We start from the raw sequence: 21,272 nt of genomic DNA on the forward strand, positions 1-21,272 counted from the left end.
GCTTGCAATGAAAGTTAGTAAAAGTATTGTAAAGGATGATTTCCCTTCTATTCTGGAAACTTTTAAGGTTGCTCTGGAAACAGTATTTTTTAATGAAAAAGCGTTAATAAAATTGATTTTAAACAAGAAACATAGTTTAAATTTGATTTCTCTATTTATTCTGGTGCTTTCTTTACCTGTGAAAGGTATTGATGGTAAAATAAACTATCATATCGGCAATATAATTGAGGCTATTTTACTTACACTTTTTTTTATACTATTTTTGTATCTATTATCACCAAACAAAAAGTTACCTATAGGAGCATTTTTCAGGATTTTTTTGGCTTTTGAAGTAATCGATATATTGGCGCTAATTACAATAGCTTTGCCAGCTAATTATTTGAAATATTTTTATGCGTGTCATATTGCCTGGTATTTGAGTTTATCTGTATTTGCATTTAGTAAAATCAATAGGATAAATTATGTATTATCGACCTTTTTTGTGATAATTACTTTCTTTGTTGTGAATCTTCTACCTGCAGTTCTTTAATACGATTGACAATTTTTTCTAGATAAATTTTATCTTTATCAAAGAGAAGGTACTGGATAGTTTCTTTCATCTTATTATCAGGTATTTCTACAAAGTATCCTTCACCTTCAACAAGAATATTTTCATTTTTATCGATTATTTTCCCTTTTACTGTAACAATACCTTTTTTTTCATCAGTAAAATTAGTCACCACTTTGTAAGAATGTTCAATATAAAGTGACTTTTTAAATTTTATCTGTAACTTTCTTGTAAAATAAAGATTTTTGCCATTACCGAACACATAGGCACACCATCCCATGGTTTCATCTAATAGTGCTGTTGCTATTCCTCCATGAACAATCCCTTTAAATCCGTTATATCCATCAGGGATAAAAATGTCAGAGCATACAAAATCATCTTCAACATAAAAAAGGTGTTTCAGGCTTACAGGGTTTTTTCTGCCACAAACAAAACATTTAGTAGAATGTGGTAAATACTTTATTTTGTTCATATGAAAAGTTTATCAAAAATTTTATCTTTTTCAAACATTTTTTAATTATTCTTGATAAATATTATAGGTTTTGTTAATATCAGCCAAAAATAAAAATTATGGAGGTCATCTGTGGAAAAGTTTAAAGTTTTAATTACTGATCATATTGCAGAAGAAGGGGTAAAAATCCTCCTTGATAGTGGAGATATAGAAGTAGAAGAAAAACCTGGGATTTCCCACGATGAGCTTAAAAAAATTATCGGCAATTATGATGCAATAATTACAAGAAGTGGGACTACTGTGACTGCTGATTTATTAGAAAATCCAGGGAAACTAAAGATTATTGGTCGTGCTGGAGTAGGGCTTGACAATGTGGATATAGAGGCAGCGAGTAAAAAAGGGATAATTGTAATGAATGCTCCTACTGGAAACACCCTTGCAGCAACTGAATTGACAATGGGTATGATGCTTGCAGCTGCAAGAAAAATTCCTGCTGCCAATAATTCTTTAAAGAATGGTGAGTGGAATAGAAAAAAGTTTATGGGGATTCAGCTTTTCAATAAAACACTTGGTATTGTGGGACTTGGTAGAATCGGTAGTAATGTGGCTATTAGAGCTAAAAGTTTTGGAATGAAGGTTGTTGCTTATGATCCATATATTAAAAAAAGTAAAGCAGATTCTTTGGGTGTAACTTTGCTTGAGAAATTGGAAGATTTACTGAAGATTTCAGACATAATAACATTCCATACTCCTCTTACAAAAGAAACTAAGAATATGATTACTAAAAAAGAAATTGAGATGATGAAGGATAGAGTTATCCTTGTAAACTGTGCAAGAGGTGGAATTATAAATGAGAATGATTTATACGATGCACTGAAATCAGGTAAGGTATTTACCGCTGCCATAGATGTCTTTGAAAAAGAACCTCCCAAAGATAATAAGCTACTTGAGCTTGATAATCTTTTTGTGACTCCTCATATAGGTGCAAATACAGAAGAAGGGCAAAAAGGGGTAGCTGTTATTATTGCTGAGCAGATAGTAAATGCTTTACACGGCAAATCATATATGAATGCTGTCAATATACCTTTTATGAAATCCCAATTGCCTTTAGATTTGCAGGTTTATTTCGAGTTAATTGAAAATATTGGTAAGTTAGCAGCTCAAACTATTAAAGGAAGACCTGATGAAATTAAAGTTACTTTGGTAGGTAAAAAGTTTGAAGAAGATATTTGTGAAAGGACTTTTGATACTCCTTTTAGTTATCAACCATTTACCATTGCTGCTATAAAAGGATTTTTAGAAGTAAGTATGCAGGAAACCGTATCTTACATAAATGCACCATATTTTGCCAAAGATAGGAATATTAATGTAATTGAGTCTAAAAGAGACATTTATGATAAATATAATGATCTTCTTGTTTTTGAAGTTATCACGGATAAAGAGAAAAGAGTTATTGCAGGAACTGTTTTCAATGATAATGAAGGACGTATTGTGATGTTTGATGATTTCAGACTTGATATTATCCCTAAAGGAACCTTTATCTATTTTAGAAATTTCGACAGGCCTGGAGTAATCGGGAAAGTAGGAACTATTCTTGGTTCAAACAATATAAACATAGCAGGTTTTGAGCTGGCTAGGCAAAATGGTGGTGAAGCTATTGCTTTTGTATCAGTTGACAATAAGATAACAGAAGAAGTTCTTGATGAAATTAAGAAAATTGATGGTATGATAGAGGCTAATGTGGTTGAGATATGATAGAATTATCTATTAGCAGTAAAAGACGAGAAGAGTTGATAGACATTACATCTGAAATTGAAAAAATTGTGGGAAAAAAGGGGTGGAATAGTGGAATATTACACATTTACACCCCTCATACCACTGCTGCTATTACTATAAATGAAAATGCAGATTATACCGTAAAAGAAGATATAATAGATTTTTTATCAAAACTGGTACCGTCTAGTTTCCCTTTTAAACATTTGGAAGGGAATTCGGATGCGCATTTAAAATCGTCAATTATTGGATGCAGTGAAAATGTAATTGTTGAAAATGGTAGATTGGTGCTTGGTACTTGGCAAGGGGTATTTTTCTGCGAGTTTGATGGACCTCGTAGAAGAAAAGTTTATTTAAAATTTATTAGTAGTTAACAGCCTTTATATGTATAAACACTTAAGAATTTTGCAAGAAAAGTTATTTAAAAAAACTGTTATCAAAGAATTTGATAAAAATATTAATCTTGCTGCCGGTATTGATGTTTCTTTTTCTAAAAAGGATAATTTGGCATTTTGTTCAATAGTAGTGGTTGATAAGGATTTTAATATTGTTGAGGTGCAAAATTCTCATAAAAAAATAAATATGCCTTATATCCCAGGATTACTTTCATTTAGGGAATTACCGGTTATTTATGATACATATAAAAAATTAAGGGTGAAGCCTGATATTTTTATTTTGGATTCTCAAGGGATAGCTCATCCTAGAAAATTTGGACTAGCTACTCATTTTGGAGTTGTTTTTGGAGTACCCTCGATTGGGTGTGCTAAATCAAAACTTGTGGGTGATTATGTTGAGCCGGAATTAGAAAAGGGGAGTTTCAGTTATCTGTATTATAAAAATGAGAAATTAGGCGTTGTTTTAAGGAGTAGAACAAAGGTAAAACCAATTTATGTATCACCGGGGCATTTAACAGATATCGAAAGTAGCATGAGAATTGTTATGCAATTTGTAAATAAATATAGATTGCCTGAGCCTACAAGGCATGCTCATATTTATGCAGAAAAGTATAAAAGGGCGATTATTGATTCAAATTAGTTGATTTTTATGAAATTATGTTTTATTTATAGTGTATAAATTCTAAAGGTCTAGAAGATGGTTGATGAGTTAAATAGGTTATGTATTGAATATAAACGTAAAATTTATTCTTCGGATGATATAAAACGGTTTTACGAAAAATCCAAAAACCTAAAGCATTTTTATGAAGAATTAGCCAATGAATTATTAGAATGGGAAGAGAAATTTTTTACTTGCTGTTATGATGAAAATAACTTTGAAACAAACTGGTTTTTAAATGGTAAAATAAGCCCAATAAAAAATGTATTAAAAGTTCATTTAAAAAATGGTAGAAGAAATAAATCTGCCATTATATGGCGAGGAGCTGATTATTCAGAAAGGATTCTTACCTATCAGTCTTTGTATTCAGATGTTTCCAAATTTGCATCGGCTTTAAAGAAATTAAACTTAAAGAAAAATGATTATGTTTTGATTTATATGCCAAATATTCCAGAGCTAATTATTGCTATACTTGCATGTGTTAAAATCGGTGTAGTACATACTGTATATCATCCCAGTTACTCGCCTGAGAATTTAGCTAGTAGATTTGATGATTGTAAATATAAGGTTATAATAACTGCTGATGGATATTATTCTAAAAATACAGTTAACTTGAAAAAAAAGGTTGATGAAGCCATAAATCTCGCAAGACATAAACCTAAATTATGTATAGTTGTTAAAAGATTAGGACAGCGTGTTCATATGAAACCTTTACGTGATTTATGGTATCACGATTTAATTAGTGATGAGGATTATTCAAGAGCTTTTGCAATAGAAGAGGCTGTTTATGATGCAAATGATACTTTATTTACATTAGTTACTTCAACTCACCTTAAAGAACCAAAAGCGCTAAGATATAGAGTTGCTGGATTTTTGTTATGGGCAAAGTTTTCTTACTCTCTTTTGTTTGACCCATCTGATGATGATGTGTTGTGGAATACGGCTGATATTGCCTGGATTACAGGTCATGTCTATAAAATTTATGGGCCATTACTGAATGGCCAAACAGTTTTTATTTATGAAGACACTATTGATATTGATAATGCACATAACTTTTATGAGTTTTTGGATAAATATAATATTAATAAATTCTATACAACTCCAACAATCTTGAGCCGATTAATGAAAGCCGATGAAAAAAAGGGGGTTTTTAGAAGGCAGAATCATCTAAAGCTTATTGCTACAGGTGGTGAGAAAAGAGATGAAGAAAGTCTGAAATGGGCATTTGTAAAATTGTTAAATAAATCTAACCCTATTATTAATATCTTGACTATTACTGAGGCAGGGGGAGCTGTAGCTGCTCAAATCCCTGGCTTTAGCGAGATAAGTGATTTGTATTCTGTAGGTAAGTCTTTACCAGGGATAAATCTTGAGCTTATTGATGGTAAGACAGGAAGTCTAGTGAAAAAGTGTCACACTAAAGGGGAACTGGTTTTTGCGTCACCATTTCCCTCCCTTACTGCAGGAATATGTGGTAATAAACAAATGCTGCAATCTATTTATATAAAGGAATATAATAAAATAAAGTATTTTAGAACTGGTGATGGGGGAGAATATACTGATAATAACGATATAAATCTTCTTGGTCGTCTTGATGATGTGCTTCATGTGGGTGGGAAGAGAATAAATCTGTTTATGATTGAAGATGCGATTAAAAAACATAAGTTTATAAAAGATGCTGCTGTGGTAAATGTCATTGATGAAAAGCGTGGTGAGACATTAATAGCTTTTTGTGTGTTAAATAAAAATATAGATGAGAGCTTATATGATGATATTTTTAGAGAAACTAATGAGCTTATAATTGATTCTGTAGGGGAAGTTATTTTACCCGATGTTTATAAGATAACCACTGTGATACCAAAGACACCAAATGGTGAAGTTCAAAGAGATATATTAAAAGAAGTAGCAACACAAATGCTTTAAAATATTGTTGGAGGTATGTTTGATTATGAAAGTTAAAGATTTTATGACAAAAAAAGTAATAACAGCAAATGAAAATGAAAAAATTAGAGATGTGGTTTTGAGGTTAAGGGAAAGGAATGTTTCTGGTGTTCCTGTTTTGAACGATGAGGGTAAACTTGTTGGAGTTTTCTGCGAATCTGATTTGCTTTCACAACTTCCTGATATTTTACATGAAGCTGAACAAATACCCCTTGTTGATGTGAAAGAACTCACAGACGCACCAGTAAAGACAATTATGGGGAAACCTCCGATTACAATAGGACCTGAGGATTCATTGAAAAAAGCTGCAGAACTTTTTTTAACTAAATTTATACACAGATTACCGGTAATAGAAAATGATACGCTTGTAGGGATAATTTCATTAGGAGATGTGTTAAAAGCATTTATTGAAAATGATAAATGTGATTAAAAACAGGAGTTAATTATGTTTGAAACATTTTTAAAAACTTTAGAAAAAACAGTTAAACCCCTTACCCTTCCTGTTGCCACGAAGTTTATAAAAGATGGTAGCTTGCTTACAGATGCAAAGATTAAACTCAAAAACAGAAAAATTGCCATTTGTCAGCAGATTGCCTATTCAAGATATTATGGATGGTCTACATATGTGGAGGGGCATTACAGCTACTGTGTTTTAGGTGCAAGTAATTGTGGATTGATAAAGACCCCTGAAAGAGTGTTGGAAGGGCATGTAAACTGTTCTATTTATCAAAAAGACTTGGATGCTGCAAAAAGTATGCAGGCTTCAATGCCTAGAGTTAAGGAGAGATTTCAGGGATTTTTAACATACCCTCTAACTCGACCTGTGGAAGGTATTGAGCCAGATGTTATTGTTGTCTATGTAAATACAGCGCAAGCGATGAGGTTTGTTCAGGCTTTTCTTTATCATAGGGGTGGTGAATTTATTATTAAAAGTAGTGGTGATGCAGGCGTATGTTCAAGATGTGTTGTGGAAGCATTTAATACCAAAGAACCAAAGATAGAAATTCCTTGCCTTGGCGATAGACGTTTTGCTATGACTCAAGATTTTGAGCTTGCAGTGGGGATCCCTTATGTTAAAATTGATGAAGTTATTGAAGGGCTTGAAGCAACACATAAAGCGGGCATTAGATATCCAATACCATTTGATTTAAAAGAGGAGTGCAGTTTACCAAAGGATTATACAACTTTTGAAACTGACTAATCTTAAAATAAGTCATTTGTAATCATGTAGTTAGCACTGAAAAAGTGCTAACTACTGTAAAGACATTTTTTAGAAAAAGTTTCAATAAAAAAGAAATTTGAACAGTAAAAAAAATGTGCTAAAATAATGCATGAAAAGCAATTTGAATTTAGGCTTATTTGTTTTTTTCTGTTTTTTACCAACTGATTTGGCTCAGGTAGTTAAAATTTCTCATTTATTACCTTCTACATCGGAAATCAGAAAAGTATTTGACTCTTTAGAATTGAGGAAGCCTATAGACAGGCTAAAAGAGGAAAATAAAAAATATTTAAAATATAGTGTATGTATTTTACTGACACATCAAGGGGTTAATTAATGAAATTTAATTCAATTATTTTTAGAGTTTATTTTATTTTTATATTAATTTTTATATTGATAATGGGTGCGGCTTACAAAAGTCGTTTGTTTGTCAATAAAATAAAAGATGATGCATCAATAATTAATAAAACTGGGCAACTTAGGTATAAATTTTATAAAATGATGTGGTTGTCACATATGATAGTTAAAACAAATATGGAAAATTCAAAAACAGATAAGGATGTAATTAATAATCAAAACCTTAAAAAAGAGTTACAAGATGAGTTAAGAAATTTTGAGTACTTGGTTCATAACGTAATATTTAAGTATTTAAATGAGGAAAGTGAATTATTTAATTATATAAAAAATATTGACATAATTTGGGAAAAAGACTTCAAACCGTTGTTTATACAAATCTCAAAATCTAATTATAATTCATCGTTTAAAAATATGGAAGAAATATTATACGATTTAAACAGTAAAGTTGAATCTTTATTTAATAAAATTGACTTGTTTGTGACAAAATTAGAGAAAAATTATGATTATAAAATTAGAAATTTTATGAAAATTCGTGTTTTAGTATTAGGTACTATTTTATTAATTTTTATATGGTCTTTGATATACATTAATAAAAATTTGTTAACTCCTATAAGAAAGCTTGTTAGAGAGTTGGAAAAGATAAAAAATGATAATTATAATGTTGATATAGACTTTAAGGTGAAAAATGAAATTGGAGAGTTGGCTGAAACAATTGTAGAAATGGCTGAATCAATTAAGGCAAATATAGAGAATAGAAATAAAATAATTGATATAAGTAGTGAGTTATTAAAAATAAAAGGTGATGATTTTTATAATAAAATTTGTGAAATATTATGCAAAAACTTCAATTTGGATCTTGTATGGCTTGGTTTTCCTAATGATAATGATAAAACAGTGAGAATAGTTGCAAGTAGTGGCAAGGCTCAAGAATATATTAAAGATATGATTGTAAAGTATGATGAAAGTGAGTATAGAAACAGCCCCACTGGGAAGTCTATAAAAGAGAAACGTATCGTAAAAATAGACAATCTGGAATTATCTGATGAATTTTATCCCTGGTTAAATAAGGCTAAAATTTACGATTTAAAATCTTTGATGGCGATTCCGTTATTAAATGAAAACAATAATGTTGTAGCAGTATTAAATTTATATAGTTGTAAATCTTCATTTTTTGATGAAAAATTGATAAAAGATTTGGAAATAATTATAAATCAGGTGACATTAGCAATAGAAAATAAACTGATTTTAGAAAACTTAAATTATTTAGTAGCGGAAAGGACTAAAGAGTTAGTTTATGCAAAGGAGCAAGCTGAAGCAGCAAATAAAGCAAAATCAGAATTTCTTTCAACGATGTCTCATGAGCTCAAGACACCTCTAAATTCAATTATCGGCTTTTCAAATATTTTATCAGTAGCTGATGATTTAAAAGAAGATTATAAAGAGTATGTTAATTATATCAAAAAAAGCGGTGATCGTCTTTTGTCTCTTATAAATGATATTTTAGATGTATCAAGAATAGATGCTGAGCATCAAAAGCCATTTTTTGAGGATGTGGATATTAGGGAGATTACTTTTAATGTTCTTAATTTGTTTAAAGAAAAAGAGATGAAAAGAGAAAATAAAATTAAAGTAGAAATAGATGAGGACGTTTCAGTAATTAGAGCTGATAAAAGAATGCTCAAACAGATACTGTTTTATTTGCTTGATAACGCAATAAAGTTTACACCTAATGAAAAAGATATAGGGATAAAAATAAGAAAATATGAAGAAGATAATGAAGATTTTATTCTTTTTGAAGTATGGGATAATGGTATAGGTATATCTGATGAAGATCAGAAAAAGCTATTCAAAGCTTTCTCTCAAGTAGATGCTTCTTATAAGAGAAAATATGAAGGTATTGGGATTGGACTTTTTTTATGCAAAAAACTAGTAGAATTACATGATGGTAAAATATGGGTAGAGAGTAAAGTTGGAGAGGGTAGTTGTTTCAAATTTATAATTCCTGAAAATGGAGAGATACGTGGAAAAGGTACTGATAGTTGATGATGAAATATTAAATATAAAGTTATTATAAGCTTTATTAAAAGATTATGTGTGTGAAATGGCTCAATATGGTAAAAAACTATAGAAAAATCAGTTTTTTTTGCCAGACTAGATTTTAATGGATATTGTGATGCCAAATATAGATGCTTTTTAAGCTACTAAAATTATCCAAAAAAAATTCTTCAACAAATGGAACACTTATTATAATGTTGACAGCTTTAAACGACAGAGGTAGTAAGGTGAAGATGCGTGAAGTTGGTGCTAATGATTTTATAAGTTACCCTTTATTCATATTAAAAAGGTAGGTTAATATGCAAGATATATATGTAAACAAATTGGTTTTAATGATGATGACACAGGCTTGAGGCTACACAGTCAGCACCATGCATCATGATGTAGTGAAAAAGGGAATACTAGATAATATTTTGTTAAAAACCTAGTAAATTAACAGAAGGAGAGTTTGAGATAATAAAGATTCACACATCAATTGGATATAAAATTTTAGAAAATTCTCCATTTAAATTACTAAAAATAGATAAAGAGTTTGATAAAATATATGGAAACTACAATGATTAACTATAACAATAATTTAAGCGAAGTCTATATTGAAATAGGCAAGTGTGAAGTTGTAAAGAGTATTCCGTGCAGGGTGAAGATTGTATTAGGCTCCTGTGTTGGGGTTTTACTGATAGACAGAAACAGAAATGTAGTTGGAGGAATACATATTTTACTTCCTAATTCTAAAAAATATAAATTTGAAAATGAAAATGTTACAGCTTATGCTGATAAGGGGATAAAATATTTAATAAACTTAATGAAAAAATATGGTTGTGTCGAATCTAATTTGGAAGCTATTATGGCTGGTGGTGCTAGTATAGGTGGAGCAGATTATTTTGATATAGGTATGCAAAATTATATAGCTGTAAAAAAGATATTAAATGAATTTGATATTAAAATAATACATGAAGATTGTTTAGGTGAGAAACCAAGAGTTTTAGTTTTTGATACAACTGATTACAAATTCAATGTTTTTACTCTTGGAGATAATGAATATTATGATAAATCTAATTTATCAGATGTGAACTTTAGTGAGTTTTTAAAAGAGATTGATAATGTCAAAATTGAAGTGCATCCACGTGTTGATAAACTGATTAAGTTAATAAAGTTGAGAAACAAAAATATTGATTTTGACTATCTTGAACAATTAGTAAAAAGTGATGATTTGCTGACATTAAGCCTCTTAAAACATGTTAATTCTGCCTATTATTCGCCAAGAGTGAAAATTACGAATGTAAGATACGCTTTATCGTATTTAGGGATGAAAAATTTTTATAAATTTGTCTCTTCTGAATTATTAAAGTCTTTATCAAGTGATGAATTAAAATTTTACTCTACTGATTTAAAAGCTTATAGAATTCATGTTTTTACTGTTGCTCTATTTTCTGATTATATTGCTGAATATACTGATTTAAATTCGGAAGATGTTTTTATAGCAGGTCTCTTTCATGATATTGGTAAGATTATTTTGGATAAATATACTAGTTTAAAATACGATACTTCCCATAGAATAAAGATTTTGAGGTTTGTAGAAAATTCTTTTAAAACAACTTTACATGCAAAAGTGGGAGGTGATTTTCTAAAAAGATTGGGTTTTCCAAAGATTATTTGTGAAGCTGTTTATACTCATCATACGCCACATTATGCATCTGACGAGTATAAAAAATTTGTTTCTATTATAGCGTTTTCTAACGCTATTGTATCAAACTATATCTTAGGGTCAAGCATACATATTTCAAAACTTCCTTTTAAAAATTCGTCAGAGATTGTGGATAATCTTGGAATTGATTTTAGCTCATTAGAAGTTATTATAAACCAGGTAGGATATTTTTTTTCGATAGCAGAGGAAATAGTAAATGATTAGCGATGAGCAAAAAATTGTAGAAAAAATTCTTAAAATTATACAAAATGAAAAAAATATCGATTTTACAAAATACAAATTTAATACAATTTTTAGAAGGATTAATCACAGATTAATAATGTTAGGTTTTAAAAATATTTTGATGTATTATAATTATCTGATAAAAAATGTGGATAAAGAAATTGATGTTTTGGTGAATCTTTTTTTGATAAATACCTCTGAATTTTTTAGAGACCCATTATATTTTTATATTTTTGATAATTTAGTGAATACGTTGTTAAAAAAAGGTGAGAATTACATTAAAGTATTAAGTATTGGCTGTTCTACGGGAGAAGAAGTTTATACAATTTTTATGATACTTAATGAGTATCGAGAGAAGAATAAAAATTTTGAATTCAAAATAGTTGGAGTTGATTTAGATGAGGATGCTATAATACAGGCTAATAAAGCTACATATTCTAAAAGTTCAATAAAAAATGTGCCTCATAGTTTTGTTGAAAAATATTTTATCAAAAAAAATGATAGTTATATTTTTAATAAAGAATTAATTCCGAAGGATTGTATAACATTTATAGATGAAAATATATTAGAAGGTAAAACACGTAAAATTGTTGGTGCATTTAAGTATGATTTTGTATTTTGTAGAAATTTATTAATATATTTGGACAAAGAACTGCAAAATGAATTGATTAAAAAGATTACTGAGATTTTGGCCACAAATGGTTATTTTATACAAGGCAAAAGTGAATATATTAATAAAAAGTATAGTAAATATTTTAAAGAAATATCTAGTGGTGTAAGAATATATAAGTATTTAGGTGAGAGGTGTTAATTAATGAGCATTAAAGAAACAAATGTTATTTTAAGAACCAAGAATATTTTTTTAATTTATTTGTTGTTTTTATATCCATTAGTGTACTTATTACCTATTTTATTTGTAAAAGATTTTAATAAAACCCATACTTTTTTACTACTTTTTTTCTCAAATGCTATATTTTTAGGTATTGTTATTAGTGTTATAGTTTATAGGCAGTGGAAAAAATCTTTAGAAATTGATAAACGGTTAGTTCGGTATGAGCTTTTAAGTAAAATTAATATAAAAATTCTTGAAAATATCAATAATTCATCCTCATTTGAAGAAGTATTTGCCGGGATTTTTAACATATTAATAGAGAATAATTTTATATTCGGTGGTTCGGGATATTTATACGAAAAGAACGATAATAAGTTAGTTTTGAAATATGCAAAATGTAGCTCAACAGAATTTGAGCCTGAGATGGAATTTAATTTGGATCAATTTATTGGTAGCTACTGTGTTTACAATAAAAAACACTATTCATTATTTTTAGAAAATCCTGAAAATAACACTCTCTTTATATCAAACTTTATTAAAGTAAATTCATTTTATGTAAACTATTTTCCAATACTTTCTAAAGATGAGGTTGTTGCAGTATTAGAGTGTCTTTCTTTTAAGAAAATGGATAAGGATATGGTAGTTATTTTAAAGGATGTAATAAAGCACGTAGGGTATGCAATTCAACAGTTGAAGTATACAGAAGCACTGGTAAATATGGGAAACCAACTTGAGGAAAAAAATAAAATTTTAGAAGCTCAATACAAAGAATTACAAGCTCAAAGTGAAGAACTAGAAGCACAAACAGAAGAGCTTAGGGTTCAAAAACAAGAATTGGAAGAATATAGTAAAAAGTTAGATAATGCCCAAAAATATAAATCAGAATTTATTGCTAATATGTCACATGAGTTAAGAACCCCATTAAACTCTATTGTAGGGTTAAGTGAGTTACTTTTAAAAACTGAAAATATTGATGAAGATATGTTGGAAAAGCTGGAAATTATAAACATTAGTGGAAAACAGTTATTAAATATAATTAATGATATTCTTGATATGTCAAAGATTGAGTCAGGAAAAATTGACATAAATGTAGAAGAATTTAATGTAAGAGAGATAATAGATTATGTTTCAAAGATAATAAAACCTCTATGTGCAGAGAAAAATTTAGATTTTATTGTAAGTTGTAATATAGAAAATGATTTAATTGAAACGGATAAATATAAGGTGATACAGATATTAATTAACTTATTGTCAAATGCTGTGAAATATACAGAGAAAGGGAAAGTAGAATTTTCTGTTTTTTCTCAAGATCAATATGTTGCAATGTCTGTAGCAGATACGGGCCCTGGTATACCAGAGGAATTTTTAGCCAATATTTTTGAACCATTTACTACTGCTAGGAAGAAAGCTTACATACAAGGGACTGGGTTAGGTTTGGCACTGACGAAAAAACTGGTTGAAATTTTGGATGGTAAAATAGAAGTGAGCAGTAAAGTAGGAGAGGGTAGTGTTTTTACTGTATACCTACCTGAAAAACAGACTGTTAATAGAGGTGGATCTCAAGATTTTTCAAATAAAGAGGACGTCTTAGCTTTTTCGGAGTTTTATTATAAGGATTCTGATAGTGGTAGTAAAAAAGCAAAAGTGTTAGTTGCTGATGATGATGTGCTTGTTTTAAATGAAGTTAAGAAGCTATTGGAAGAAGTTTCTTTAGATATAGAAATTCTGGTTGCTGTAGATGGCCTTGAAGCAAAAAATCTCATTGAAAAAGAAGTTCCTGATATCATTTTACTTGATTTGGATATGCCTAAGATGAGTGGTTTTGAAATTTTAGATTATATGTTAACAAATAACCTAAAAATAAATGTTATTATAGTTACAGCCATGGATTTAGATGAAAGTAGATTTATTGGGTATAAAAATTTGATTAAAGGATACTTTATTAAAGGTAAAGATAATAGGCATTATTTAAAAGATTTATTAAATAAGTTTTTAAACAATTATGATGAAAAAAAGGTTTTCGAAAAAGAAGGTAAAGATTTAAATGATAATTTGGGTGGATTCGAGGATACAAAACCTATTATTGATAAGGATATTTATGAGATTTTGCTGGTGGAAGATAATTTTGCTAATAGATTTTTAATAAAAGAAATTTTGAAAGATTATAATGTAAAAATTGATGAAGCAGAAAATGGATTGGAAGCTATCAATAAATTAAAGAACAAAGAGTATGATTTGGTTTTACTTGATATTCAAATGCCAGTTATGGATGGATATGAGACTATTGAAAAAATTAAAAATGATTTTAACTTTAATGATTTGTGTGTTATTGCTCTAACAGCTAAAGCGTTTAAAGATGAAGTAGACAATCTTAAGCAACTCGGTTTTGATGATTTTTTAACAAAGCCTATTAATATTGAGGTTTTTATCAAGACACTAAAGAAAAGATTTTCGTTGAAAAAAATAAAGTAGCATACAAAGATATACCTGTGGGTTTTTAATTATTAGAGCCTGTCAGTTGTTATAAACCTTATCAACCTCCTTTTAGTATTCTTACTTCATCTATCATTATGAGGTTGACAATTTCATAACAGCTGACACTATGCTATCAACTGCTGGTGTTTAGTATATTTGCAATATTTAATCTTGTGTTGATTTAAATGTTTTAATATAAATCCATCTTTAATATAACAAGCAGTTGACAAACATTCATATGTATGGATAATTTAGTCAAAATTATATGGAGCTTATATGAAAAATAAATTTTTACCAGTTTCTATTATTAGCCATGAGTTATTAAATTATATTTGTTCTATAAGTGGTTTGCTACAACTTCTTGAAAGTAAAGATAATTTAAGCACATCTAATGAATATTTGAGATATGTTTTTGATTCTTTAGAAAAATTGCAATTATCAATAGAAGATATATCATTGTTATCTAATATAGAATCAGGAAGAATTCAAAAAAAAGTAAACGAGATTTGTGTCTATGATGAATTGAGATTTGTAAAAGATACTCATTTTTCTGAATTTCCAAACAACATTGAAGTTATAAAAAATGAAGATGAAATTATTTTACATAATGATGAAAAATTTTTTAATGAATTGATAAAAAGAGTTTTTTCTTTAGCTGTTAATAATAGTAGTATAGTGAAGGTGCATGTCGAGCAATTAAAAGATTACGTAAAAATTTCATTCTATTTTAATAAAATAAGTTATTTAAAAGAATGTTTTGATTATAAAATTGATAAAGTAGAAAATAGAATACTTTTTTTGAAGGTTTCAGTAATAGAATCATTAGTTGATTTTTTAAATGCACATATTGAATCTAAAGAGACTGATAATGCTTTTATATTAAAAATTATTTTTAATTCAAATAGTTCAGAAACAGGTTAACTGGCTATTGGGGTAAAATAACTTAGAATCTATTTTATATTTTCCTCTAGTTTTTCAAGGTTGTTTTCAGAACTCAGTAAGCTTGTATTTTACTTTTAATGCTCAATCTCTAATATATGTTTGTTTGACAGTATCTTATCTAATTTTAATATTTTTTTTGGTAAAAGTTTTAATCTCTAACTTGTTCTTAATAAATAAAAAAATATGTATTATTGTTATTTTTTGATGAGTTTTTGTTTAACATATTGTAATTTAAGTTTTGATAATATATTCATTAATTTTGTCGTAGGTATGTTTTAATTCTTCAGATAACTTTATTAAGTTTTCTTTTATTTGATCTATATTCTTTTCTAAAGCATAATTTTCTATTTTTTGTAATATATTTACAATTTTTTGAAGTTCTAGATATTTAGCAGAACCTTTCATCTTATGAGCTGTGTCTTTTATCTTTGTGTAGTTACTTTGTTCTATAGCATCTTTTAACTCTATAAAATCTTTTTCATTTTGCGATATATAATTTTGAAGAATATTTATAAGCTTGGATTTATCCTTATAAATTTCTTCCAATAAAGGAAATGATATTAAATTTTCATTACCAACCATAACTTCATTTTGTTGCTTCTATCCCATCCATTACTGGCATATGATAATCCATAATTATTGCATCGAAATCATTGGTTAAACATTTATTTATTGCATCAAAGCCGTTATCACTTGTTTCAACATTTACTTCATAATGTATTAAAAAAGATTTTATTATATCTCTGTTTAACTCATTATCATCTACAACTAAAATTTTCTTATTTTTGAGCTTATTTATTATTTTGTTACCTTTGTTAATTTTGAAATTAACCAAATTTTTCTCAAAATAATTATGTCCTATAAGAACATTAAAGAGTTTCGATAGAGTAAAAGGTTTTTGTATTAGATAGAGATTGTATAGCTTTATAATTTTTATTAAACGTTCATTTATTCTTTTTGCATATAGATAAATATTTGTAGATTTCTTATATTGGTATAAGAATCTTATAGCTTCGTTATTTTTAGTTTTATCAAATAAAATATCTTCATCAATAATTATAATTTTCTTTAGGGTTTTGCTAGATTTTTCGGCTTCTTTAAATAGAACACTCATATCATCAGAAATTGTAAAATTTTTAACATTGTAAAAATTAAAAATGTCTTCATAGATTGGTATCATTTCATGTTTTTGAATTATAAAAAAGATATGATAATCTTTTAGAAAATCTTTTTGATTGATAATTATATCACCACTTTTCTCAAAACTTAATGTAAATTTAAAAGATGTCCCTTTATTTTCTACACTATTTACTTTAATATCTCCGCCAAGTATATTAATTAAATTTTTTGTTATCGCAAGGCCTAACCCTGTACCACCAGATTTTCTGATTCTGGTTTGTTGAATTTGATAAAATGGATTAAAAATTTCTTCTATATTTTCTTTTTTTATACCAATTCCAGTGTCTTCCACGGAAAAATCTAGAACTACGTTGTTGTTAGCTTCGGCTTTTTTAACTACTGAAAGTTTGACATGACCTTTTTCTGTAAATTTTATCGCATTACTAAGCAGATTATACAAAATTTGCTTAAGCTTACCGTAATCTCCTATTAATACATTAGGAATTGAACTGTCATACTTCAAGATAAGTTCTATATTTTTTTTAGTAGCCTCTAAAACAAACATGTCAATGAGTTCAATGATTTCTCTTTCCAAACAGAACTCTTCTTTTGTTATTTTTATTTTATTGTCTTCAATTTTAGAAAGATCAAGAATATCATTGATTATCATTAAAAGTGATTTTGAAGCGTTTTCAAGTGTATTAATTAATTCTTTTTGTTCTGGAGGATAATTAAAATTTTTTAATAAATTTGTAATTCCGATAATACCATTTAAAGGAGTTCGTATTTCATGGCTCATTGTAGATAAGAATTGTTGTTTTGTTTCAAGAGCAATTTTGCTTTCTTCTATTTTTTTCTTTAAAAATTGATCATTATAATTAATTCTTTTAATTATAATAATATCAGTGATGATTACGTAAATAAAAATAATTATAATTATAGTAATTATTATAAGTTTCCTATGATAAAGTAGTTTATTAATTTTACTTGATATTGATTTTTCTTTTAACAAATAATCCTTTCTTATTAATTCTATTTTATTATGAATTAAATCAATTTGTTTTCAATTGATTTAAATATTTTATCACAATGTTTTAACTGTTTTTCTGAGATATTTGTTTCTGTTTTATGATTATTAAAGAGTTTAAATGCGCAATATTCGTATTTATTTTCAATTTTTGCTAATAGATATAATATCTTACGGTTTAAATTACTTTGATTGTGAGCTCTTACTATGGCTTTATCACTTTTATTTAGTATAAAAAATCCAAAAGAAGCAATTATTAAAGATATTATTGCAACTGATAAAATTATATTTTTTATACTTTTGGGAGTTGGTAAATTTTTATCATCCATTTTTTATAATAGCAGAAATTTAATATTTTTTAAACACTTAGTCACTAAAATGTAATATTAATTAAAATAAATTTAGATATATGAGATTTTTGCATGGCAAAGTTTATTATAGAGTGCATAAGGCGCTGGTTTTTAAGGGTAAAATGTGGTACTTTAATGATTAAATAAATTTAGTGAGGTATTTTTGTGAAAAATATATTAATTTGGATATGCAGATTGGGAAACAGAGTATAGATTTTATGAGCTAACATATATTGATAAAATAAATTAATTGATAGGTTGGTCACCAAATTATAGGTTTAGCGATGAGAAAAAGAAAGTATTTTTAAGAGTAAAAAGATTATTTAGGTTTCGTAAGGTAAAAATAATCGGATAGAAAAGCTGATGATATAGGAAGATTTTTAAAAGACGGTTCAAAGTTGGCACTGTACAATTGAAAAAATAACTTGACTTTTGGTGAGCCTTTCAGTTATGCAAAGATTTTATACGATAAGTTGAAGTAATAATATACATTAAATGAGAATATTGATAAAAATTATTAGTTTCGCATTTGTTATTGGTCAAAGCAACCGCTAACAATGTCGAAACTCTTTGATTTCATTGCAGAAAATATATGTATGAGAAATGGTTATGAATATTAAAAGTATTAAAGAACATATTGAGAAAAAAAACTATAAAATTTTAAATGGATGTAAGATATTAATAGTTGATGATAATTTTGTAAATAGAATTGTTTTAAAGGATATTCTGAATATGTATGGAGTAGAAGTGATAGAAGCTGAAGATGGTCTTGATGCTTTAAAAAAATTATCTAAAGATATTGATCTTATTATTATGGATTGTCAAATGCCTAAAATGGATGGTTATGAAACTACAATGAAGATTCGGGAAATGGATGGTTTTAAAGATTTACCTATCTTAGCATTAACTGCTAGTACAAAAGAATTTGGAGGAGAAAGGGCACTTCAAGTAGGGATGAATGGATTTTTACAAAAACCAATTAATTCTGATGAGTTGATACATACTATTTTAAAGTTTTTAACTAAGTATTGAAGTTAATTATTTATGTTATATCTTTGATTATTATTCCAGGTGGATTTTATCATGAAGTTATCAAATGCAGTAAAAAAAGCTAAGATATTAATAGTTGATGATCAAGTTTTGAGCCAAAAGATAATGGCTGATATGTTGAGAAATTATGGTTTTCAAAATGTTATGACTGTATCAAGTGGGGAGCAGGCAATTGAGCTTTTTAAAACATCTAAATTTGATATATTATTAGTTGATTTGAATATGGAAGGCATGAGTGGTGTAGAGTTGATAAAAAAAATTAGATCAGAACAGTCTGATGTAGTTTTAAATATACCTATAATAGTTATAACAAGCTTTACGGATTTGGATATAGTGAAAAATGTAATAGCTTTTGATGTTAGTGATTTTATTGTCAAGCCTCCGCGACCAACAATATTATTTGAAAGAGTAGTAAATGCTATAGGAAAACATAAGCAAGTACAATCTCCTTCATTCTATGAAGAGTTAGATGTATATGTAGATATAGAAAACAAAAAATTCAAAAGTGGAGAAAAGAAAGATTTTGAATTTGATTTAGAAATTAGGAGTGAGGAAATAGTAGAAGAACAATCTGAAGTTAAATCATCAGACGGTGTGAAAGAAATGGTGATTGATGATGTAAAACCAGGTATGACTTTGGCTGAAGATATTTTTAATCGAAATGGCAAATTACTATTAAAAAATGGTACTTTATTAACACAAACATATATTAACTTGTTGATGGATAAAAAGTATTTATTAAATATGGAATATGTTAAAGTGAGATACAACGAGGTAAATAATGAATAAAGATATTAGAGTATTTATTTTAGAAGATGATACTTTGCAGTTTGATATAATTAAACAAGTGGTTGAGAATGCTGGTGTAAATTTTATTGATGGTGCTTATAACGGTAATAATGCTATTAAAAAGTTAAAAGAGCATAAATCTAAAGGTATTAAATATGATATAATTATTACTGATTTGAATATGCCTGGTATGGATGGTATAAAATTTTTAGAAGAAGTAAATAAGTATGAGTTAGCAAACAATGCTGTTGTAGTAAGTGGTATGGATAGTTCAATATTAGAGAGCGTTGAAAACCTTGTAACGCATTATAAAATACCGGTGTTGGGTATTGTTTCAAAACCGTTTAGTTCTTCTGCATGGTATGATTTGATGGAAAATTTTAAAAATGGATCATTAAAGAGACAAAAATCGGATAGTTGTTTAAATGGGAAAGTCGAAAAGTCTTATAGTAAAGAAGAGATTTTACTTGGTATAAAGAATAAAGAGTTTATACCTTATTTCCAGCCACAAATAAATTTATTAAATGAAAGAATAGATGGATTTGAAGCTTTAGCTAGATGGATTCATAAAGAGGATGGTATTGTATCACCTTTTAAGTTTATTCCTATCATAGAGTCCGATATGGAAATACAATTTTCTTTTACAATGCTCATGTTTGATAAAGTAATTGAATTTATGAAATTGTGTCAAAAAATAAATCCAGATATTTATGTATCGATGAATATATTTGTCAATTTGTTGGAAGATGAAAGGTTTTATGATGAACTGATTGAAAGAGTGAACAATAGTGGTATATCTCCTAGTCATTTTGTTCTAGAAATCACAGAGAGTGGTTTGGCTACTAATATGGATAAAGTTTTAAGTTCATTGGCGCGATTCAGGTTAAAAGGATTTAAACTTTCCATTGATGATTTTGGAACCGGATATTCATCATTAGCTCAATTGAGAGCAATTCCTTTTACAGAGCTGAAAATTGATAGAGTTTTTATAAGAAATATTCATAAGAATAATAAAAATCAAAGCATAGTACTTTCTACTAAATTATTAGCTGAGAAATTAGGACTTTCTATTGTAGTTGAAGGATGTGAAATTAAAGAGGAAATTGATTATTTAAAAGTGTCTGGATGTGATACTGCACAAGGATTTTATTATTCTAAGCCTTTAACATTTGAAGAAGCAATAGAGTATTTAAAAGCTAATTTATAAAAAACAATAATTATATGAGTAATTTTATAAAGATTTTTTTATATACAGTTGTCCATCCAACACCTATTCATTTATTTTATAAAAAGTTGATGAGTTAAATTTAGGCTAATAGTCAAGATAGAGTAATCTGCAAGTATTCTTTTTTCTTGATCATGTTA

The 21,272-nt window shown here is 27.8% G+C and carries 21 protein-coding genes; 17 read left to right on the top strand and 4 right to left on the bottom strand.

Annotation, left to right across the window (positions count from 1 at the left end; genetic code table 11):
* Positions 1–7: 7 nt before the first annotated feature.
* Entirely contained in the window at positions 8–529 is a 522-nt protein-coding gene (locus FHQ18_RS07450) for a hypothetical protein (RefSeq protein ID WP_149266537.1), read from the top strand.
* Here the strand turns inward: FHQ18_RS07450 and FHQ18_RS07455 are convergent.
* Positions 489–1,019, bottom strand: coding sequence for a hotdog fold domain-containing protein (locus tag FHQ18_RS07455; protein ID WP_149266538.1), 531 nt, complete (start codon positions 1,017–1,019; stop codon positions 489–491). The two genes, FHQ18_RS07450 and FHQ18_RS07455, sit on opposite strands and share 41 nt — an antisense overlap.
* 111 nt (positions 1,020–1,130) lie before the next feature.
* Here FHQ18_RS07455 and serA point away from each other — a divergent pair, with 111 nt between their 5' ends.
* The 13 genes from serA to FHQ18_RS07515 all read left to right on the top strand — a co-directional run bounded on the left by serA (position 1,131) and on the right by FHQ18_RS07515 (position 15,551).
* Positions 1,131–2,753 carry a phosphoglycerate dehydrogenase gene (gene serA / locus FHQ18_RS07460; RefSeq protein ID WP_149266539.1) on the top strand — a complete coding sequence of 541 codons (1,623 nt, stop codon included), beginning with the start codon at positions 1,131–1,133 and terminating at the stop codon, positions 2,751–2,753.
* Entirely contained in the window at positions 2,750–3,145 is a 396-nt protein-coding gene (locus FHQ18_RS07465; protein WP_149266540.1) for a secondary thiamine-phosphate synthase enzyme YjbQ, read from the top strand. The genes serA and FHQ18_RS07465 overlap by 4 nt, the downstream gene beginning before the upstream one ends.
* Positions 3,146–3,155: 10 nt before the next feature.
* Positions 3,156–3,806, top strand: a complete 651-nt coding sequence (gene nfi / locus FHQ18_RS07470) for a deoxyribonuclease V (protein ID WP_149266541.1) — start codon at positions 3,156–3,158, stop codon at positions 3,804–3,806.
* A gap of 57 nt (positions 3,807–3,863) precedes the next feature.
* Complete coding sequence (locus tag FHQ18_RS07475; protein ID WP_149266542.1) at positions 3,864–5,747, top strand: AMP-binding protein; 1,884 nt, start codon at positions 3,864–3,866, stop codon at positions 5,745–5,747.
* Positions 5,748–5,772: 25 nt separating this feature from the next.
* Positions 5,773–6,195: a CBS domain-containing protein gene (locus tag FHQ18_RS07480; protein ID WP_149266543.1), complete on the top strand. Its 423-nt coding sequence runs from the start codon at positions 5,773–5,775 to the stop codon at positions 6,193–6,195.
* A gap of 15 nt (positions 6,196–6,210) precedes the next feature.
* The gene (locus FHQ18_RS07485) at positions 6,211–6,966 is read left to right on the top strand and encodes a DUF169 domain-containing protein (protein WP_149266544.1); all 756 of its coding nucleotides are present in this window, start codon (positions 6,211–6,213) and stop codon (positions 6,964–6,966) included.
* Positions 6,967–7,096: 130 nt separating this feature from the next.
* Entirely contained in the window at positions 7,097–7,321 is a 225-nt protein-coding gene (locus FHQ18_RS07490) for a hypothetical protein (protein WP_149266545.1), read from the top strand.
* A complete protein-coding gene (locus FHQ18_RS07495; protein ID WP_149266546.1) occupies positions 7,321–9,384 on the top strand; it encodes an ATP-binding protein in 2,064 nt (687 codons plus the stop codon). Before FHQ18_RS07490 ends, FHQ18_RS07495 begins: the two co-directional genes overlap by 1 nt.
* Positions 9,385–9,527: 143 nt before the next feature.
* On the top strand, positions 9,528–9,689 hold the full coding sequence (locus FHQ18_RS12635) for a response regulator (RefSeq protein ID WP_188020369.1): 162 nt from the start codon (positions 9,528–9,530) through the stop codon (positions 9,687–9,689).
* A gap of 263 nt (positions 9,690–9,952) precedes the next feature.
* Positions 9,953–11,305: an HDOD domain-containing protein gene (locus tag FHQ18_RS07500; protein WP_188020370.1), complete on the top strand. Its 1,353-nt coding sequence runs from the start codon at positions 9,953–9,955 to the stop codon at positions 11,303–11,305.
* Positions 11,298–12,134: a CheR family methyltransferase gene (locus FHQ18_RS07505; RefSeq protein WP_149266548.1), complete on the top strand. Its 837-nt coding sequence runs from the start codon at positions 11,298–11,300 to the stop codon at positions 12,132–12,134. Before FHQ18_RS07500 ends, FHQ18_RS07505 begins: the two co-directional genes overlap by 8 nt.
* A 3-nt stretch (positions 12,135–12,137) precedes the next feature.
* Complete coding sequence (locus FHQ18_RS07510) at positions 12,138–14,627, top strand: hybrid sensor histidine kinase/response regulator (RefSeq protein WP_149266549.1); 2,490 nt, start codon at positions 12,138–12,140, stop codon at positions 14,625–14,627.
* A gap of 279 nt (positions 14,628–14,906) precedes the next feature.
* Entirely contained in the window at positions 14,907–15,551 is a 645-nt protein-coding gene (locus FHQ18_RS07515) for a histidine kinase dimerization/phospho-acceptor domain-containing protein (RefSeq protein WP_149266550.1), read from the top strand.
* A 252-nt stretch (positions 15,552–15,803) separates the two neighbouring features.
* Here FHQ18_RS07515 and FHQ18_RS07520 read toward each other — a convergent pair whose 3' ends face one another.
* The 3 genes from FHQ18_RS07520 to FHQ18_RS07530 are packed head-to-tail and all read right to left on the bottom strand — an operon-like array spanning position 15,804 to position 18,047.
* On the bottom strand, positions 15,804–16,154 hold the full coding sequence (locus FHQ18_RS07520) for an Hpt domain-containing protein (protein ID WP_149266551.1): 351 nt from the start codon (positions 16,152–16,154) through the stop codon (positions 15,804–15,806).
* A 4-nt stretch (positions 16,155–16,158) separates the two neighbouring features.
* Entirely contained in the window at positions 16,159–17,703 is a 1,545-nt protein-coding gene (locus tag FHQ18_RS07525) for an ATP-binding response regulator (protein WP_149266552.1), read from the bottom strand.
* 35 nt (positions 17,704–17,738) lie between these two features.
* Positions 17,739–18,047 carry a hypothetical protein gene (locus FHQ18_RS07530; RefSeq protein ID WP_149266553.1) on the bottom strand — a complete coding sequence of 103 codons (309 nt, stop codon included), beginning with the start codon at positions 18,045–18,047 and terminating at the stop codon, positions 17,739–17,741.
* Between the two features lie 630 nt (positions 18,048–18,677).
* On the opposite strand from FHQ18_RS07530, the gene FHQ18_RS07535 reads away from it, so the two are divergent.
* The 3 genes from FHQ18_RS07535 to FHQ18_RS07545 are packed head-to-tail and all read left to right on the top strand — an operon-like array spanning position 18,678 to position 21,114.
* The gene (locus tag FHQ18_RS07535; protein ID WP_188020371.1) at positions 18,678–19,100 is read left to right on the top strand and encodes a response regulator; all 423 of its coding nucleotides are present in this window, start codon (positions 18,678–18,680) and stop codon (positions 19,098–19,100) included.
* Between the two features lie 51 nt (positions 19,101–19,151).
* Positions 19,152–19,907 (top strand): response regulator, encoded by a 756-nt coding sequence (locus FHQ18_RS07540; protein ID WP_149266555.1) that lies wholly within the window; start codon positions 19,152–19,154, stop codon positions 19,905–19,907.
* Entirely contained in the window at positions 19,900–21,114 is a 1,215-nt protein-coding gene (locus tag FHQ18_RS07545) for an EAL domain-containing response regulator (protein WP_149266556.1), read from the top strand. The genes FHQ18_RS07540 and FHQ18_RS07545 overlap by 8 nt, the downstream gene beginning before the upstream one ends.
* Positions 21,115–21,272: the final 158 nt, after the last annotated feature.

This window comes from Deferribacter autotrophicus, from assembly GCF_008362905.1.
GTDB lineage: Bacteria > Chrysiogenota > Deferribacteres > Deferribacterales > Deferribacteraceae > Deferribacter > Deferribacter autotrophicus.

Excerpts from the sequence above, each read along its gene's own strand:
- FHQ18_RS07450 (WP_149266537.1), top strand. The coding sequence starts at position 8 with ATGAAAGTTAGTAAAAGTATTGTAAAGGATGATTTCCCTTCTATTCTG.
- FHQ18_RS07455 (WP_149266538.1), bottom strand. The coding sequence starts at position 1,019 with ATGAACAAAATAAAGTATTTACCACATTCTACTAAATGTTTTGTTTGT.
- FHQ18_RS07465 (WP_149266540.1), top strand. The coding sequence starts at position 2,750 with ATGATAGAATTATCTATTAGCAGTAAAAGACGAGAAGAGTTGATAGAC.
- nfi (WP_149266541.1), top strand. The coding sequence starts at position 3,156 with ATGTATAAACACTTAAGAATTTTGCAAGAAAAGTTATTTAAAAAAACT.
- FHQ18_RS07475 (WP_149266542.1), top strand. The coding sequence starts at position 3,864 with ATGGTTGATGAGTTAAATAGGTTATGTATTGAATATAAACGTAAAATT.
- FHQ18_RS07480 (WP_149266543.1), top strand. The coding sequence starts at position 5,773 with ATGAAAGTTAAAGATTTTATGACAAAAAAAGTAATAACAGCAAATGAA.
- FHQ18_RS07485 (WP_149266544.1), top strand. The coding sequence starts at position 6,211 with ATGTTTGAAACATTTTTAAAAACTTTAGAAAAAACAGTTAAACCCCTT.
- FHQ18_RS07490 (WP_149266545.1), top strand. The coding sequence starts at position 7,097 with ATGAAAAGCAATTTGAATTTAGGCTTATTTGTTTTTTTCTGTTTTTTA.
- FHQ18_RS07495 (WP_149266546.1), top strand. The coding sequence starts at position 7,321 with ATGAAATTTAATTCAATTATTTTTAGAGTTTATTTTATTTTTATATTA.
- FHQ18_RS12635 (WP_188020369.1), top strand. The coding sequence starts at position 9,528 with ATGCTTTTTAAGCTACTAAAATTATCCAAAAAAAATTCTTCAACAAAT.
- FHQ18_RS07500 (WP_188020370.1), top strand. The coding sequence starts at position 9,953 with ATGATTAACTATAACAATAATTTAAGCGAAGTCTATATTGAAATAGGC.
- FHQ18_RS07505 (WP_149266548.1), top strand. The coding sequence starts at position 11,298 with ATGATTAGCGATGAGCAAAAAATTGTAGAAAAAATTCTTAAAATTATA.
- FHQ18_RS07510 (WP_149266549.1), top strand. The coding sequence starts at position 12,138 with ATGAGCATTAAAGAAACAAATGTTATTTTAAGAACCAAGAATATTTTT.
- FHQ18_RS07515 (WP_149266550.1), top strand. The coding sequence starts at position 14,907 with ATGAAAAATAAATTTTTACCAGTTTCTATTATTAGCCATGAGTTATTA.
- FHQ18_RS07520 (WP_149266551.1), bottom strand. The coding sequence starts at position 16,154 with ATGGTTGGTAATGAAAATTTAATATCATTTCCTTTATTGGAAGAAATT.
- FHQ18_RS07530 (WP_149266553.1), bottom strand. The coding sequence starts at position 18,047 with ATGGATGATAAAAATTTACCAACTCCCAAAAGTATAAAAAATATAATT.
- FHQ18_RS07535 (WP_188020371.1), top strand. The coding sequence starts at position 18,678 with ATGAATATTAAAAGTATTAAAGAACATATTGAGAAAAAAAACTATAAA.
- FHQ18_RS07540 (WP_149266555.1), top strand. The coding sequence starts at position 19,152 with ATGAAGTTATCAAATGCAGTAAAAAAAGCTAAGATATTAATAGTTGAT.
- FHQ18_RS07545 (WP_149266556.1), top strand. The coding sequence starts at position 19,900 with ATGAATAAAGATATTAGAGTATTTATTTTAGAAGATGATACTTTGCAG.